The following is a 15,029-nucleotide window of genomic DNA, read 5'->3' as shown; positions in this document are numbered from 1 at the left end:
CTTTACTTTTTATAGAGATTTTCCTTTTGCTTACCGAAGAAATGAGTTATACTTATACTTACTACTTATACTAAGAGAAAAGTTTCAGGAGAGCAAAATGGAAACAAAACAAATAGAGAAGAGGCGGCGTGTCAGAGACGAAGAGATACGGCAAGCCGGAAAAGAGAGAAAACCTCGAACCCGGCCGGACCAGCAGAAAAGACCGGAGCCGGCCGGGGGACAGATTAAGAAGCACAGAGAACGTGCAGAAGAAGTGCAGAAGCGCAGAGAGCGTGCAGAAGAAGCGAAGAAGCGCAGAGAGCGTGCAGAAGAAGCGAAGAAGCACAGAGAACGTGCGGCACAAGAAAGAAAGAGCAGGCCCCGCCCAGAGGAAGGAAATAGGAAAAAACTGGAAACGGAGGGAGTAAAACACTCCCAGGGAGCAAGGCACGCAGAAGTGACAAAGAAAAAACGACCGCAGGGAGAAAAACCAAGACGTACGCGGGAAACAGGACCGAGTCGACCACAGGAAGAAAGAGCGAAGCATCCGCAGAAAACGGGACGTGTACAAGAAAGGCAGGTTTCCCAGCAGAACATAGAAGAAAAGTCGGTAAAGGCGAAAAAAGGGAAGAAAATGCAGAGAAGAAAGCGCCAAGAAAAGAAACGATTTGGGATTGTAAGTATTCTGATTTTACTCCTTGCTATTATTGTGTTCTGCGTATCCGGATATAAACTGTTTTCCATTTACTACGGATATCACAAAGGAGATCAGGAGTACGATCAGTTGATCAAGGTAGGAATCAAGCCGAATAACGATGACAATGCAAGTGATGCAGAAGAAACTCCAAAGTATATGGTTGATTTTGAAGAATTGTGGAAAATAAACGAGGATATCATTGCATGGATTCGCTTTGATGAGCCGTCCATCATCAATTATCCGGTCGTACAGGGGAAAGATAACCAGGAATATCTGGACAAGACGATTTCCGGGTATCCGAATACATATGGTGCGATATTCCTGAATGTATATAACAATAAAGATCTAAGTGACAAAAACAGCGTTATTTACGGGCACCGCATGAACAGCGAGTCTATGTTCGGGAAGCTGGAAGAGTATAAGGAACAGAGCTTTTATGAAAAATATCCATATTTTTATCTCTATACACCAGATGGGAAGGAGATAAAATATCAGATCTTTGCCGTTGGGGAGGTCAAAGATACTTCGGAAGCTTATAAGACCACCTTTGCGGATACTTCGGAGTTTCAGAGTTTTGTACAGTTTGGAAAAGACCATTCTTTCTATGATACAAAAGTGGAAGTGCCGGATGACGCTCAGGTTGTGACGTTATCTACCTGTACAAAGGCCAATAACGAAGACCGCCTGATCGTGCAGGCATACAAGGCCGAAGAACAGCAAAATTAAAGAGGAAGAAAAAATGATGGATGTAAATTTTGAGGTTGGGGATACCATAAAGATGAAAAAAAAGCATCCCTGCGGAAGTTATGAATGGGAAATTCTTCGGGTTGGAGCGGATTTCCGGTTGAAATGTAAAGGGTGTGGGCACCAGATCATGATTGCCAGGAAGCTTGTAGAAAAAAATACAAAAGAAATTCAAAAAAAGCTTGAAACACCGGAGAAATCATGATATAGTATCAAATTGTGATATATTATAATAATCCTTGTCCCCGGCGTTAAGCAGGACCGGGAGCCAAAAGACCATAAGGAGGTGCAAACGACATGAACAAATATGAATTAGCTGTTGTTGTCAATGCAAAAATCGAAGACGACGCCAGAGCAGAAGTGATCGAAAAGGTAAAAGCATTAGTTACACGTTTCGGTGGAAATGTTACTGACGTTGATGAATGGGGCAAGAAGAGACTTGCTTACGAAATTCAGAAGATGAAAGAAGGATACTATTATTTCATCCACTTCGAATCTGATACAACAACTCCAGGCGAAATCGAAGAAAGAATTCGCATCATGGACAACGTGATCAGATATTTATGCGTGAAACAGGAAGCATAAAGAAGAAAAGAGGAAATTTATGAATAAAGTAATTTTAATGGGGCGCCTGACAAGAGATCCTGAAGTGAGATATTCTCAAGGTGGAGAAAATCCGCTGGCTATTGCGCGGTACACCCTTGCGGTAGACAGGAGATTCAGACGTGACGGAGAGCAGACAGCAGACTTTATAAGTTGTGTATCTTTTGGAAGAACAGCTGAGTTTGCGGAAAAGTATTTCCGTCAGGGAATGCGCATCACAATCTGTGGTCGCATTCAGACAGGTAGTTATACGAATAAAGATGGCGTAAAAGTCTATACGACAGAAGTTGTCGTAGAAGAGCAGGAATTTGCTGAAAGCAAGAGCGTGAGTGAAGCAAATCAGAGCCATTATCAGGCAAGCCCGGTTTCGTCAGCTCCACAGGCTCCGAGTATGGATGCAGGAGACGGGTTTATGAATATCCCGGACGGAATTGATGAGGAATTACCATTTAATTAGTATTGGAGGTAAGAACGATGGCTTACGATAAAACAAACAAAGCTGATTCTCAGATGAGAAGAAGACCGAGCCGCAGAAGAAAAAAAGTATGCGTATTCTGTGGTAAAGAAAACAACGAAATTGATTACAAGGACGTTGCAAAATTAAGAAAATACGTTTCTGAAAGAGGAAAGATCCTTCCGAGAAGAATCACAGGAAACTGTGCAAAGCATCAGAGAGCTCTGACAGTAGCAATCAAGAGAGCAAGACATATTGCCCTGATGCCGTACGTTCAGGAATAATCATTCCAAAATGCGGAGATATAAGCCGTCACTGCGAAAGGCAGTGGCGGTTTTTTTATGCGGAAAAAACTTTTTCTGAAAGCGGCGAAGAGGCTTTAGATATTTTGTTAAAATATGATGGAAATATTACGTTAATGTGACAAAGCGTAGTCTAGTATTTTTGGAAAAAACAGGTGTGAGAAAGAAAAAACATAGTAATAAGAGAAGTTGTCTGAAAATATAAAATGTGCATTATAGATAAAAATAGATATAAAATATGGCAAATAACTGGTAAAAATGACGTAAATAGGAAGAAAAGTTGACAAGACAATGAAATTTTGCTAATATAATCCTCGTTGCAAGGTTATGTAACAAATTCGTAATATTTGTAATAAAATAAAACTAAAATGCGTATTATTTATTACATACAAAAGATGGCGAAGAGAGCAGAGTGTTACATAGACATAACTGCATCAGGTAAGAAGGAGGATTATATGAAACCCAATTTTGGTCATAAAAGACATTTTGAGAAAGGAATGCTGGCAGGAATTCTTTCTGCGGTAGTTCTCACGGCAAGTGTGAATGTACAGGTTATTGCCGCAGACGGAGGACTTATAGCAGAAGCGCCTCAAGGAGCTGTTGTGGAAGCAGCAGCGGCTGAGAATGTACAGGCGTTATCCCAGACAGTTTCCGGATATACGGAACAGATAAAGACGAAAAGAAATGAAGCAGTAAAGAAAGCAGAAGAGATTCGAAAAGCTGAGGAGGCAAGAAAAGCCGAAGAGGCGAGAAAGGCTGAGGAAGCAAGAAAGGCCGAAGAAGCAAGAAAAGCCGCGGAAGCTGTGAAGGCGCAAAAAGCTGCCCAAGCAGCTCAGGCAGGAGATGAAAATCTTCTTGCAGCACTGATTTATTGTGAGGCAGGAAACCAGCCGTACCAGGGGCAGGTTGCAGTGGGAGCTGTGGTTATGAACCGATTGAATGCCGGATATGCAAGTTCTATCAGAGGAGTTATTTATCAGAGAGGACAGTTTGGACCAGCCATGACAGGAAAGCTTGACAGAGTCCTTGCATCCGGAAACATTCCGGCGTCTTGTTATCAGGCTGCACGCGAAGCGCTTGCCGGAGTAAGCCCGGTTGGAAATGCACTTCATTTCGGGGATGGAAATAATACAGGAATCAAAATCGGGGCACATTGGTTCCACTAAGGGGTTAGAAAGAATATATAAATTGTATAATTATTCAGAAAGAGAAAGGGAGCACTTTACATGGTAAGTGCTCCCTTTACATTATGTGAGAATTCGGTGTATACTGAATCTATAGCGATTAACATGTGTGAGAAGACAAAACCGAGAAAACTCAGAGAGTATAGCTTGTTGAACACAGACGAAGATCTTTTTTTGTAAAAAACAAGAAAAATGGATTGTAATTTTATGCAAAAAAGAGTAATATAATGCATAAGGAGTGAAGACATGAAGCCTGTAATCGATTTATCAAAGGAATATGGACTCGTATTGGACGGAGGCGGCGCAAGAGGCGCGTACCAGATTGGAGCGTGGAAAGCGATGGCTGAAGCCGGTATTAAGATCAAGGCAGTGGCAGGTACATCGGTAGGAGCTTTGAACGGAGCTCTGATCTGCATGGGAAGCGTTGATCAGGCAGAGCGCATCTGGGAAAAAATGACATTTTCAAGAATCATGGATGTAGATGATGATTGGATGGAAAGGCTGTTTCAGAAAGAGACGCCTATCAAAGAACTTTTCAGAGAAGTATGGGCAAAAGTAAAGGAGGGCGGGATTGATATTACCCCGCTTAGAAATCTGATCCACGAAGTCATCGATGAAGAGAAAATCCGAAATGCAGGGATCGACTTCTCACTTCTTACCTTTTCGCTTTCTGATATGAAAGAACTGGATCTTACATTGGACGATATTCCGGAAGGACTTTTGGAAGATTTTCTTCTGGCAAGCGCATATCTGCTTGGGTTTAAAAATGAACCTCTGCATGGAAAAACGTATCTGGACGGAGGCGTTATCAATAATGTACCCCTCAACTCGTTGATAAATCGAGGATACAAAGATATCATCACAGTCCGAATATACGGGCCTGGGAGAGAACCAAAAGTAAAGCTGGATGAAAACACGAAAATATGTGAGATCGCCCCGAGGGTCAATCTCGGAAGCATTCTGGAATTTCACGGAAAAAGGAGCCGGCAGAATCTAAAGATCGGATATTACGATGCGAAACGGATGATCTACGGACTTAAAGGCCTCATTTATTATATCGACAGCTCCTATCCGAAAGAAGCGTATGCAGAGCGGATGAAAGGGATCAGCGAAAAGGAAAAACGGGAAATTAAGTTTGTGCTGAAACTCCCACTAGGGGCAGACGATGAACTTCTGTATCTCTCCATGCTGGAAGCCGGTGCAAAATATTTTCATATACCTAAATATCAAATTTATAAAGAAAGGAAACTGCTGGAACTGGTGCTGAAAAAATATGCGGAACTGGAAGGTAAAGTAGCAATACCGCGTTTTCTTCGTGTGCTGGCAGAAATCAGGGAGGATTTGGACATGAATTTAAAAGGAAGAAGCTTTTTAACATTGAAAGATTATACACCGGATGAAATCCGATATCTGGTTAATCTCGCTGCAAAGCTGAAAGCGAAAAAGAAACAGGGAATCAAAGGGCATGCGCTGGAAGGGAAAAATATAGCATTGATATTTGAAAAACCATCTACAAGAACACGGTGCGCTTTTACTGTCGCAGCCAACGATGAAGGAGCATTTCCCACTTATCTGAGCGGAAATGAGATACAGCTCGGCCATAAAGAAAGTATCGAAGATACGGCAAGAGTATTAGGAAGAATGTTCGACGGCATCGAATTCCGCGGATTTCGCCATTCACACGTAGAGGCACTGGCAGAATACAGCGGCGTACCTGTCTGGAACGGGCTGACCGATGACTACCATCCGACACAAGTCCTGGCAGACCTGCTCACGATCCAGGAAAAATTCGAATATTTTGAAGGCCTGAAATTTGTATACATCGGAGACGGAAGAAATAATATGGCAAACAGCCTTATGATAGGGTGCGTAAAAGTTGGAATTGACTTTACACTGATTGCACCAAAAGAACTCTGGCCGATGCGCTCACTCGTCGACGCATGTCAGAAATACGCACAAGAATCAGGAGCAGCCATAACCATCAGCGATAATACGGACGATGTAGAAGGCGCAGATATTATCTATACAGATGTATGGATCTCCATGGGAGAAGAAGAAAAAACGGCCGAAAGAAAAGCAATCCTGCACAAATACCAGGTAAACAGAAAACTCATGGAAAAAACCAAAAAAGAAAACACTATATTTATGCATTGCCTCCCGGCAGTAAAAGGATATGAAGTAACAGAAGATGTATTCGAAAGCAAAGCATCGGTTGTCTTCGACGAAGCTGAAAACAGATTACATACGATAAAAGCTGTTATGGTCGCAACACTCGGGGAAGAATAAAGAAAAAATTGATCACAAGATGAAAAACAAGAAAAAATCAAAATAGAAAGAAAACGACAGAAATAAAAAAGTTGCATAAGAAACGCAACTGCAAGGTACGGGGACGTGTTCCGACAAGTCGGAACACGTCCCCGTTTTATTTTTCAACATAGTATGCTATAATATCACACAGTGGTTGATTGGAGGCGTTTTGTGTGATGAAGAGGGGACTGATTTCTCTTTTGCTTTGTTCAGACAGGTTTGGCCGTGAGTTGGTTGTATATGAGGAGACAGATTCGACAAATATGCGGGTTAAGGAAGCTGCCAGGAGTGGGGCCGGCGAGGGCTTGGTCGTTTTGGCGGAGCAGCAGACCGCAGGGCGTGGGAGACGGGGGCGTTCGTGGTTGTCTTTGCCGGGGGAGAATATTTATATGACAGTGCTTTTGCGGCCGGATTTTCTGCCAGACAGGGCTCCGATGCTGACGCTTTTGATGGCATGTGCTGTAACCCGTGCAGTACGCAGAGTCTGCCATGTGGAGGTTGGAATCAAGTGGCCGAATGACCTCGTGATTGGGGGCCGAAAGATCTGCGGTATTCTTACAGAAATGAGTGTCGTACAGGGAGCGGTGGACTATGTGCTGATCGGAGTTGGTATCAACTGTAACCAGAGAGAGTTTCCGGAGGAGCTTGCAGAGAAGGCGACTTCCATTTGGCTGGAGACGGGACAGGATGTGCCCAGGGAAACACTGGTGTGTCGTGTCCTTGAAGAATTTGAACAGCTTTACATACAATTCTGTAAAGAGCAGTCGCTTGCTTTCATAAAAGACGAGTACGAAGCTGCTCTTGTGAACAGGGGAGAGACTGTCTGTGTTCTGGAGCCGGGACATGAATGGAAAGGAACAGCGCTCGGTATTTCAAAGACAGGAGCTTTGATTGTAAAGACCGACGGAGGAAATCTTCGGGAAGTGGATTCCGGGGAAGTTTCCGTTCGGGGAGTTTATGGATATATTTGAGAATAATCTAAAGAATGTAAGAATAGAAAATAGAGGAGATGGATATGTACGAAGAGAAAATTGTATTGTGTGGCGCAAACTCATATGAAGAAAAGTATTATTTAAATCCGGATTTTGACAATCTGCCGGATCATATCAAAGATGAGCTCAAGATTATGTGTGTGCTTTATGTACACGATGTGGGCGGTATCCTCACACTTGTATATGAAGAGGATGGCTCCCTTTGCTTTGAGGTAACTTCCAAGGAGGGGGACGCCATGTTTGACGATATCGGGAGCGCGTTAAAGATCAAAGAGCTTCAGAGGACGAAGGCAGATTTGCTGGAATCCCTTCAGCTTTACTACAAGGTATTTTTCCTTGGCGAAGACCTGGATGAAAAACAAGAGTAGGGGAAGTACGAGATGAAAAAACTGAAAATCGGAAATGTGGAACTGGAGAACCGTTATATTCTGGCGCCGATGGCGGGAGTGACGGATCTTTCTTTTCGTCTGCTCTGTAAGGAGCAGGGCGCAGGTCTTTTATGCATGGAGATGGTAAGTGCCAAAGCGATTTTATATAAAAACAGGAATACGAAAAGTCTTCTCGAAATTCATCCAAAAGAGAGCCCGGTGTCACTCCAGCTTTTCGGATCGGATCCGGATATCATGAGTGAGATCGCAAAGCAGATAGAAGAACTGCCGTTTGCAATTTTGGATATCAATATGGGCTGCCCGGTGCCTAAAATTGTGAAGAATGGCGAGGGATCCGCGCTGATGCGAAATCCAGCCCTTGTCCATGAAATCGTATCTAAGGTGGCGAAAGCGATAGAAAAACCGGTAACAGTCAAGATACGGAAGGGATTTGATGATGACAGCGTCAATGCGGTGGAAATCGCCAGGATCATCGAAGACGCAGGTGCGGCGGCGGTGGCCGTACACGGCAGGACAAGAGAACAATACTATTCCGGCAAGGCAGACTGGGATATTATAAGGCAAGTTAAAGAAGCTGTGTCTATACCGGTCATCGGAAACGGAGATGTCTCTTCCGGGGAAGATGCAGAGCGAATGGTAAGCGAAACCAGGTGCGACGGAATCATGGTAGGACGTGCGGTGCAGGGGAATCCGTGGATTTTTCAGGAGCTGATCCACTATGAAGAGACAGGGGAGAAACTTGCCAGGCCATCTGTGACAGAAGTAAGAGAGATGATGCTGCGCCATGCAAAACTCCAGATGGAATGCAAAGGCGACTATACAGCGATTCGAGAAATGAGAAAACATGTGGCGTGGTATACTGCAGGTTTCCCGAACTCAGCGAGATTGAGAGCGGAGATCAACCAGGTGGAAAGCTATGAAGAGCTTGAAAAACTGCTCTTTGAAAAACTGCATGAATAGTGGCAGAATCCTGCGTAAATCTTGACATGCCGGAGATGGTTATGTATAATATTGAAATTACGGAAGTAGAATATTTTATGAAATTTTGCAGCTAAAAGCTGCCTATATCCATTTGTAAGGAAGGTAATTGTGATGGAAGAAAAGAAAACGATTTTGACGTATGCCGGCTTAAAAGCGCTGGAAGACGAGCTGGAAAATCTGAAGGTTGTAAAACGAAAAGAAGTGGCAGGAAAGATCAAAGAAGCCAGAGAGCAGGGAGACCTGTCTGAAAATGCAGAATATGATGCAGCGAAAGATGAGCAGAGAGATATCGAAGCGCGTATCGACGAGCTGGAAAAAATTCTGAAAAATGTAGAAGTAGTTGTAGAAGAAGAAGTGGATCTCGAAAAGATCAATATCGGATGTACAGTTCTTGTACACGATGATGAATTTGATGAAGAGATCGAATTTAAAATCGTAGGATCCACAGAAGCGAACAGCCTGCAGGGAAAGATTTCCAATGAATCACCGGTCGGACAGGCGCTGATGGGTAAAAAAGTCGGAGATGTTGTTACAGTGGAGACACCGGCAGGAGAAATCAAATACAAAGTATTGAAGATTGAACGTTCGATTTAAGAATGAATGATCCGGACAAACTTTTTCTTACAGTATATATAAATTCATATGTATAGAAGGATTGAATGCGAAAAGGAGTGAAAGAAGTGGCAGAACAGCAGAAGAATGTACAGGAGCAGGACATTAACCATTTGAGAAAGGTACGCCGTGAAAAACTGGCTGATCTTCAGGCAAGAGGAGCTGATCCGTTCCTTATCACAAAATACGATGTGACACATCACAGCCAGGAGATCAAGGACAATTTTGAGGAGCTGGAAAATAAACAGGTATCGATAGCAGGACGTATCATGCAGAAACGTGTTATGGGAAAAGCTTCTTTCTGTAATGTTCAGGACCTGGAGGGAAATATCCAGTCTTATGTTGCAAGAGACAGTATCGGAGAAGAGGATTACAAAGATTTCAAAAAGTTTGATATCGGCGATATCGTAGGTATCAAAGGTTTTGTGTTCAAGACAAAGACAGGGGAAATCTCCATCCACGCCGAGAAGGTGCAGCTTCTCTCCAAGAGCCTTCAGATTCTCCCGGAAAAATTCCATGGACTTACTGATACAGATACAAGATACAGACAAAGATATGTCGATCTTATCATGAACAGAGAAGTAAAAGATACATTCATCAAGAGATCAAAGATCTTGAGCAGCATCCGTAAATATCTGGATGGACAGGGATTTATGGAAGTGGAGACACCGATGCTTGTTGCCAATGCAGGTGGAGCAGCAGCCAGACCGTTCGAAACACATTTCAATGCGCTGGACGAAGATTTTAAGCTCCGCATTTCTCTGGAATTGTATCTGAAACGTCTCATCGTAGGCGGAATGGAACGTGTATATGAGATTGGACGTGTGTTCCGAAACGAAGGGCTTGATACGCGCCACAATCCGGAATTTACCTTGATGGAACTCTATCAGGCATATACGGATTATCACGGCATGATGGATCTTACAGAAAATCTTTACCGCCATGTTGCGCAGGACGTGCTCGGTACGACAAAGATCACATACAACGGAGTAGAGATGGATCTCGGAAAGCCGTTTGAACGTATTACTATGGTAGACGCAGTTAAGAAATACGCAGGCGTTGATTTCAATGAGATCAAAACGACTGAAGAAGCAAAAGCATTGGCAAAAGAAAAGGGAATCGAATTTGAAGAAAGACATAAGAAAGGCGATATCTTAAGCCTCTTCTTTGAAGAATACGTGGAAGAACATCTGATCCAGCCTACATTTGTCATGGATCATCCGATTGAGATTTCTCCGCTCACAAAGAAAAAACCGGAAAATCCGGAATATACAGAGCGTTTCGAATTCTTTATGAACGGATGGGAAATGGCGAACGCTTACTCAGAGCTGAACGACCCGATCGATCAGAGAGAACGTTTCAAAGCGCAGGAAGAACTTCTTGCACAGGGAGACGAAGAAGCCAACACGACAGACGAAGACTTCCTCAATGCGCTGGAGATCGGAATGCCGCCGACAGGTGGAATCGGATTTGGAATCGACAGAATGTGCATGCTGCTTACAGATTCCGCAGCCATCAGAGACGTACTGCTCTTCCCGACAATGAAGACTCTGGGCGGTTCCCCGGCGCCGAAGAAAACAGCGCAGGCTGCCAAGACAGAGGAAGTGAAGGCAGAAAAAATCGACTTCTCCAAAGTAAAGATCGAACCTCTTTTTGAAGAAATGGTAGATTTTGAGACATTTGCGAAATCAGACTACCGTGCAGTGAAGATCAAAGAGTGTGAGGCAGTGCCAAAAAGCAAGAAACTTCTGAAGTTTGTTCTGGATGACGGATCAGGCACAGACCGTGTGATCCTGAGCGGAATCCATGAGTATTATGAACCGGAAGAACTCATCGGAAAGACGGCAATCGCTATTGTGAACCTTCCGCCGAGAAAGATGATGGGGATTGATTCCTGCGGAATGCTGATCTCAGCAGTCCATGAAGAAGACGGACATGAAGGCCTGAACCTTCTGATGGTAGATGACCGGATTCCGGCAGGTGCGAAGCTGTACTAGAAAGCAAAGACTGCAGTCAATCCAGTTTAAGTAAATAGAAGATATTATGAGGACACTTTTTCTAAAAGAAATTTTAGAAAGGTGTCCTTTTCATATAGTTGACAAGAAAAAGTGTTGGTTATATCATATTGGATAAATTTATTATACAGAAGGAAGAAGGAAATTTATGTTTAAAGGTAAAGTTGTCGTGATCACAGGAGCCGCACAGGGAATCGGAAAGTGTATTGCCGATGAGTTTATAAAAAATGGGGCGCATGTATGCGTGATCGATAAACAGCCAAATGAATATTTTACCGGAGATGTGGCAGAGGAAGCGACCTTGCGGGCTTTTGCAGAAAAGGTAATCTATGATTACGGGAAAGTGGATTACCTCATCAACAATGCGCTGCCGCTGATGAAAGGCATTGAGTCCTGTTCGTATGAAGAGTTTAATTATGCACTTCGGGTGGGAGTGACTGCGCCCTTCTATCTTTCCAAACTGTTTTTGCCATATTTCACACCTGAGTCTGCGATCGTCAATATCTCATCTTCCAGAGATCGGATGAGCCAGCCTCAGACAGAGAGCTATACTGCGGCAAAAGGTGGAATCTCTGCGCTGACGCACGCCCTTTCTGTAAGCCTTGCAGGGAGAGTGCGGGTCAATTCTATTTCTCCAGGGTGGATCGATACCGACTTTACTCCATATGAAGGAGCGGATGCAAGACAGCATCCGGCGGGGCGTGTAGGAACCCCGCTGGATATCGCCAATATGGTGCTGTTTTTATGTTCGGAGAAAGCTGGTTTCATAACAGGAGAGAATATTTGTATCGACGGCGGCATGACGCGGCAGATGATCTATCACAATGACCATGGGTGGACGCTGGAGGAAAAATAAAAGCCAGTTTCTAATTTCTGAGCACCCAGAGGTTGCGGATCTGTCCGCTGATCTGATCATAGTCCCACAGTTTTTCGGAATTCTCCTTGCTGTTTGGATCGTTGACTTTCAGCTGGCCGTCTTTGTATGCAGTCAGGACGATGAAATGTCCGGAGGTCGTAAAATCGCCTTTCCCCATGGAAGCAACGATAGGGTTGCCGACGTTTAAATTGTCGGCTATACGCTGCTCGTCCATAGGGATCTCAGTCACGTCCAGTCCAAGCTTACGGGCGCCTTCCGAGAAGAGAGTCCAAGCGGATCCATTTCCTTCGGAGGCGTACCCGTAGGAAGTGGCAAAATCGGCCATCCATTTTGGGTTCATGGAAGTATCGCCGGTCAAGTAAATCGCTGCCATGGACAGGCAGGTTGGGCCGCAGCCGGTAAGGCCAAAGAGATCTCCGGCGTATTCTTCATACCCCCAGCGCTGATCCCACTGCATCAGGAGCGGTACGGAAGAGGTGGAAAGTCCGCCAAGATCGATGGATGGAGATGCATCTTTTTTGAGCGGATATTCGAAGACGAAGTCTTTTGTCTCCGGATTACGTTCGTACAGATCGATGAGATTCTGAGGATAATCCGAAAGGCTCAGCCCATTTCTTTCAGCGTAGCGCCGTACCTGATTGGATGGATTTCCGCCAAAGAAGGAACTTTTAAGGAAGCCTGTGCCCGTGTTCAGACTGTGTTCCAGGATGAAGGAGGCGCAAGCGGCTAGAAGCAGGATCAGGCAGAGCATCGGAAAGATAAAGTGCAGGAACCGATGCCGGCGGTGTTTGATGCGTTTGCGGCGGATATCGGAAGTGGGACGTCTTCGGTCGGAATCCTTTCTATAATTTGGGTGGTAGTCGTAATAAGAATGTTTGGTACTCATAAATGTGTTTCCTTTCTGTGTATTTGGATCGCCTCAGATGGAAAGGCGAAACTTTTTGAATTTCATAATTTTGATAGAAAAGGCGTGTCTAAAGATCGGTTTTCAAAGGATCTTCAGAGCACGCTTTTACTATATCAGAATGCTGTATTTTATTTTCTCAGATTCATAAAAGGAAACACGTCTTTTTTCCTGCGAAATTCTCACGATTTTCTTAAGAACATGGCAGGACGACACGGAAGATGATGAGTTGGTCATGGCTTTCTGCCGTAATCGTACCGTTATGAAGCTCTACGATTTCTCGGGCGATGGCAAGGCCGAGACCGGAACCTCCGCTTCGCGAAGTACGGGCGCTGTCCAGACGGAAGAACTGTTCGAAGATTCGTTCCAGTTTTTCTGGAGGAATTGTAGGACCTTCATTCTGTACGGTCAGGATCAGTGTATTCTCTTCCCGGGTCAGGCTGATCTGTATGACAGTGTCTGAAAAACTGTAATTGACCGCATTGCGCAGGAGATTATCGAAGACTCGCTGCAGTTTATCGGGATCACACACAAAAGACAGATTTGGTGGAGCCGAAAGTGTATAGTCGAGATGCTTTTCCGAAAACATCGGCGCAAACTCGTAGACCGTCTGCTCCAGCATCCGTGTCAGATTGATCCGGCTCAGATCAAGGGAAAGATGAGTAAGATTGAACCGGGTAATGTCAAAAAATTCGTTGATCAGATCTTCCAACCGTTCGGCTTTCTCAAGTGCGATGGATAGGTACTTGTCCTGGAGTGCAGGGGAAATCTCTTTCTCATCGTACAGGAGAGTCAGATATCCGATGACAGAGGTCAAAGGGGTCTTCAGATCATGCGCCAGATAGACGACAAGGTCGTTTTTCCGCTGCTCGGCTTCCGCCGCGGCCTGCTGACTGTTTTTGATATTCATTCTGACTTCATTCATATGCAGTGCGGCCTCGCGCAGGTCGTCCGACATAGTGACAGGTGTGTCCGAATCCCTCCAGAGTGAGTCGGAGGCATTGAGAAGTTCTGTGAGGTAAGCACAGGATTTGGACAGGTAATACGTACCGAAAATCAGGGCGCCTACTGACAAGTAGAGAAACAGCAGGATTTCCCGAAAACGTTCCAGTGTGGAGACAAACAGGTAAAATGGTTCCCAACCCATCCAGATGACCGTATGGTAATACCAGTACACAAGAAGAAATATGAGGCCGCCTGTGCCTACATACAATATGTAGGAAAAGATAAACCGGTGCAGCAGCCGGCGGCGGAGCTGACTTGCCAGAGTCGTTGTGTTTTGATTATTCAATTTGATACCCCACTCCCCATACAGTTTTGATATATTTTGGCCTGCGTCCGGAATCATTCATCTTTTCCCGGATGCGCCCGATATGCGACATGACCGTATTGTTGCTGTCCAGAAATTTTTCTCCCCACACATGTTCGAAAAGCTCCTCTGAGGAGATGACACGTCCCCGGTTCTGGCAGAGATACCAGAGTATGGAGAATTCACGGGGAGTGAGTGAGAGCGGATTCCCATTAAGAGAACATTTGTGGGAATCTTTGTCGATACTTAACCCCCGGATGTCAATGCTGTGATCTTCCGGAGGCTGTGTTCCCATGGTTTCCGCGTGATTATATCGTTCGTAGCGGCGAAACTGAGTTTTCACACGGGCAACCAGCTCAAGCGGATTGAACGGTTTCGTGATGTAGTCATCGGCCCCGATTGTCAGACCCAGGATTTTATCTGTATCTTGGGATTTGGCAGTCAGCATGATGACCGGGTAGAAATGATGTTCCCGGATTTTTCGGAGAAGTTGATATCCGTCCACACCCGGCAGCATGACATCCAGGATTGCCATGGACAAATCTTCTTTCTCGATACAGGCCAGCGCATCGTTTCCGTTATAGTATTTTAAGATTTGATAGCCTTCGTTGGCGAGGTACAGCTCCACGAGGTCGGCGATGGCCTGTTCGTCGTCCACGATCAAAATCTTCTTGTCCATA

The 15,029-nt window shown here is 44.6% G+C and carries 16 protein-coding genes; 13 read left to right on the top strand and 3 right to left on the bottom strand.

The window, feature by feature from the left end:
* Window positions 1-97: 97 nt before the first annotated feature.
* The 13 genes from srtB to ACLROL_RS08835 all read left to right on the top strand — a co-directional run bounded on the left by srtB (window position 98) and on the right by ACLROL_RS08835 (window position 12,115).
* Window positions 98-1,402 carry a class B sortase gene (gene srtB, locus ACLROL_RS08895; protein ID WP_413067700.1) on the top strand — a complete coding sequence of 435 codons (1,305 nt, stop codon included), beginning with the start codon at window positions 98-100 and terminating at the stop codon, window positions 1,400-1,402.
* A 13-nt stretch (window positions 1,403-1,415) separates the two neighbouring features.
* Window positions 1,416-1,625: a DUF951 domain-containing protein gene (locus ACLROL_RS08890; RefSeq protein ID WP_204244078.1), complete on the top strand. Its 210-nt coding sequence runs from the start codon at window positions 1,416-1,418 to the stop codon at window positions 1,623-1,625.
* A gap of 92 nt (window positions 1,626-1,717) precedes the next feature.
* A complete protein-coding gene (gene rpsF / locus ACLROL_RS08885; protein WP_087203153.1) occupies window positions 1,718-2,005 on the top strand; it encodes a 30S ribosomal protein S6 in 288 nt (95 codons plus the stop codon).
* Window positions 2,006-2,024: 19 nt separating this feature from the next.
* Window positions 2,025-2,480 carry a single-stranded DNA-binding protein gene (locus ACLROL_RS08880; protein ID WP_087203154.1) on the top strand — a complete coding sequence of 152 codons (456 nt, stop codon included), beginning with the start codon at window positions 2,025-2,027 and terminating at the stop codon, window positions 2,478-2,480.
* Between the two features lie 17 nt (window positions 2,481-2,497).
* Window positions 2,498-2,761 carry a 30S ribosomal protein S18 gene (gene rpsR, locus ACLROL_RS08875; protein ID WP_087203155.1) on the top strand — a complete coding sequence of 88 codons (264 nt, stop codon included), beginning with the start codon at window positions 2,498-2,500 and terminating at the stop codon, window positions 2,759-2,761.
* 473 nt (window positions 2,762-3,234) lie between these two features.
* Window positions 3,235-3,945, top strand: a complete 711-nt coding sequence (locus tag ACLROL_RS08870) for a cell wall hydrolase (protein ID WP_318257010.1) — start codon at window positions 3,235-3,237, stop codon at window positions 3,943-3,945.
* 264 nt (window positions 3,946-4,209) lie between these two features.
* Window positions 4,210-6,249: an ornithine carbamoyltransferase gene (gene argF / locus ACLROL_RS08865; RefSeq protein ID WP_413067699.1), complete on the top strand. Its 2,040-nt coding sequence runs from the start codon at window positions 4,210-4,212 to the stop codon at window positions 6,247-6,249.
* A gap of 197 nt (window positions 6,250-6,446) precedes the next feature.
* Window positions 6,447-7,241, top strand: a complete 795-nt coding sequence (locus ACLROL_RS08860) for a biotin--[acetyl-CoA-carboxylase] ligase (RefSeq protein WP_413067715.1) — start codon at window positions 6,447-6,449, stop codon at window positions 7,239-7,241.
* 44 nt (window positions 7,242-7,285) lie between these two features.
* Window positions 7,286-7,630 carry a DUF6145 family protein gene (locus tag ACLROL_RS08855; RefSeq protein ID WP_087203158.1) on the top strand — a complete coding sequence of 115 codons (345 nt, stop codon included), beginning with the start codon at window positions 7,286-7,288 and terminating at the stop codon, window positions 7,628-7,630.
* Window positions 7,631-7,642: 12 nt separating this feature from the next.
* Complete coding sequence (dusB, locus tag ACLROL_RS08850; RefSeq protein WP_413067698.1) at window positions 7,643-8,611, top strand: tRNA dihydrouridine synthase DusB; 969 nt, start codon at window positions 7,643-7,645, stop codon at window positions 8,609-8,611.
* Window positions 8,612-8,743: 132 nt separating this feature from the next.
* Window positions 8,744-9,226, top strand: a complete 483-nt coding sequence (gene greA / locus ACLROL_RS08845) for a transcription elongation factor GreA (protein WP_087203160.1) — start codon at window positions 8,744-8,746, stop codon at window positions 9,224-9,226.
* A gap of 65 nt (window positions 9,227-9,291) precedes the next feature.
* A complete protein-coding gene (gene lysS, locus ACLROL_RS08840) occupies window positions 9,292-11,241 on the top strand; it encodes a lysine--tRNA ligase (RefSeq protein WP_287448725.1) in 1,950 nt (649 codons plus the stop codon).
* Between the two features lie 166 nt (window positions 11,242-11,407).
* Entirely contained in the window at window positions 11,408-12,115 is a 708-nt protein-coding gene (locus tag ACLROL_RS08835) for an SDR family oxidoreductase (protein ID WP_413067697.1), read from the top strand.
* Window positions 12,116-12,125: 10 nt separating this feature from the next.
* Here ACLROL_RS08835 and ACLROL_RS08830 read toward each other — a convergent pair whose 3' ends face one another.
* From ACLROL_RS08830 to vanR, 3 genes are all read right to left on the bottom strand, one after another.
* Window positions 12,126-13,022 carry a C39 family peptidase gene (locus tag ACLROL_RS08830; RefSeq protein WP_413067696.1) on the bottom strand — a complete coding sequence of 299 codons (897 nt, stop codon included), beginning with the start codon at window positions 13,020-13,022 and terminating at the stop codon, window positions 12,126-12,128.
* A 211-nt stretch (window positions 13,023-13,233) separates the two neighbouring features.
* A complete protein-coding gene (locus ACLROL_RS08825; protein WP_334299900.1) occupies window positions 13,234-14,331 on the bottom strand; it encodes a HAMP domain-containing sensor histidine kinase in 1,098 nt (365 codons plus the stop codon).
* The gene (gene vanR, locus ACLROL_RS08820) at window positions 14,324-15,028 is read right to left on the bottom strand and encodes a VanR-ABDEGLN family response regulator transcription factor (protein ID WP_287449358.1); all 705 of its coding nucleotides are present in this window, start codon (window positions 15,026-15,028) and stop codon (window positions 14,324-14,326) included. The genes ACLROL_RS08825 and vanR overlap by 8 nt, the downstream gene beginning before the upstream one ends.
* Between the last annotated feature and the right edge of the window lies 1 nt (window position 15,029).

The sequence above is a fragment of the Sellimonas sp. genome (genome assembly GCF_047234585.1).
GTDB lineage: Bacteria > Bacillota > Clostridia > Lachnospirales > Lachnospiraceae > Sellimonas > Sellimonas caecigallum.
This window is presented reverse-complemented; position numbering and strand designations above follow the sequence as displayed.

Coding starts and splice junctions, on each gene's coding strand:
- srtB (WP_413067700.1), top strand. CDS start 98: ATGGAAACAAAACAAATAGAGAAGAGGCGGCGTGTCAGAGACGAAGAG.
- ACLROL_RS08890 (WP_204244078.1), top strand. CDS start 1,416: ATGATGGATGTAAATTTTGAGGTTGGGGATACCATAAAGATGAAAAAA.
- rpsF (WP_087203153.1), top strand. CDS start 1,718: ATGAACAAATATGAATTAGCTGTTGTTGTCAATGCAAAAATCGAAGAC.
- ACLROL_RS08880 (WP_087203154.1), top strand. CDS start 2,025: ATGAATAAAGTAATTTTAATGGGGCGCCTGACAAGAGATCCTGAAGTG.
- rpsR (WP_087203155.1), top strand. CDS start 2,498: ATGGCTTACGATAAAACAAACAAAGCTGATTCTCAGATGAGAAGAAGA.
- ACLROL_RS08870 (WP_318257010.1), top strand. CDS start 3,235: ATGAAACCCAATTTTGGTCATAAAAGACATTTTGAGAAAGGAATGCTG.
- argF (WP_413067699.1), top strand. CDS start 4,210: ATGAAGCCTGTAATCGATTTATCAAAGGAATATGGACTCGTATTGGAC.
- ACLROL_RS08860 (WP_413067715.1), top strand. CDS start 6,447: ATGAAGAGGGGACTGATTTCTCTTTTGCTTTGTTCAGACAGGTTTGGC.
- ACLROL_RS08855 (WP_087203158.1), top strand. CDS start 7,286: ATGTACGAAGAGAAAATTGTATTGTGTGGCGCAAACTCATATGAAGAA.
- dusB (WP_413067698.1), top strand. CDS start 7,643: ATGAAAAAACTGAAAATCGGAAATGTGGAACTGGAGAACCGTTATATT.
- greA (WP_087203160.1), top strand. CDS start 8,744: ATGGAAGAAAAGAAAACGATTTTGACGTATGCCGGCTTAAAAGCGCTG.
- lysS (WP_287448725.1), top strand. CDS start 9,292: ATGCGAAAAGGAGTGAAAGAAGTGGCAGAACAGCAGAAGAATGTACAG.
- ACLROL_RS08835 (WP_413067697.1), top strand. CDS start 11,408: ATGTTTAAAGGTAAAGTTGTCGTGATCACAGGAGCCGCACAGGGAATC.
- ACLROL_RS08830 (WP_413067696.1), bottom strand. CDS start 13,022: ATGAGTACCAAACATTCTTATTACGACTACCACCCAAATTATAGAAAG.
- vanR (WP_287449358.1), bottom strand. CDS start 15,028: ATGGACAAGAAGATTTTGATCGTGGACGACGAACAGGCCATCGCCGAC.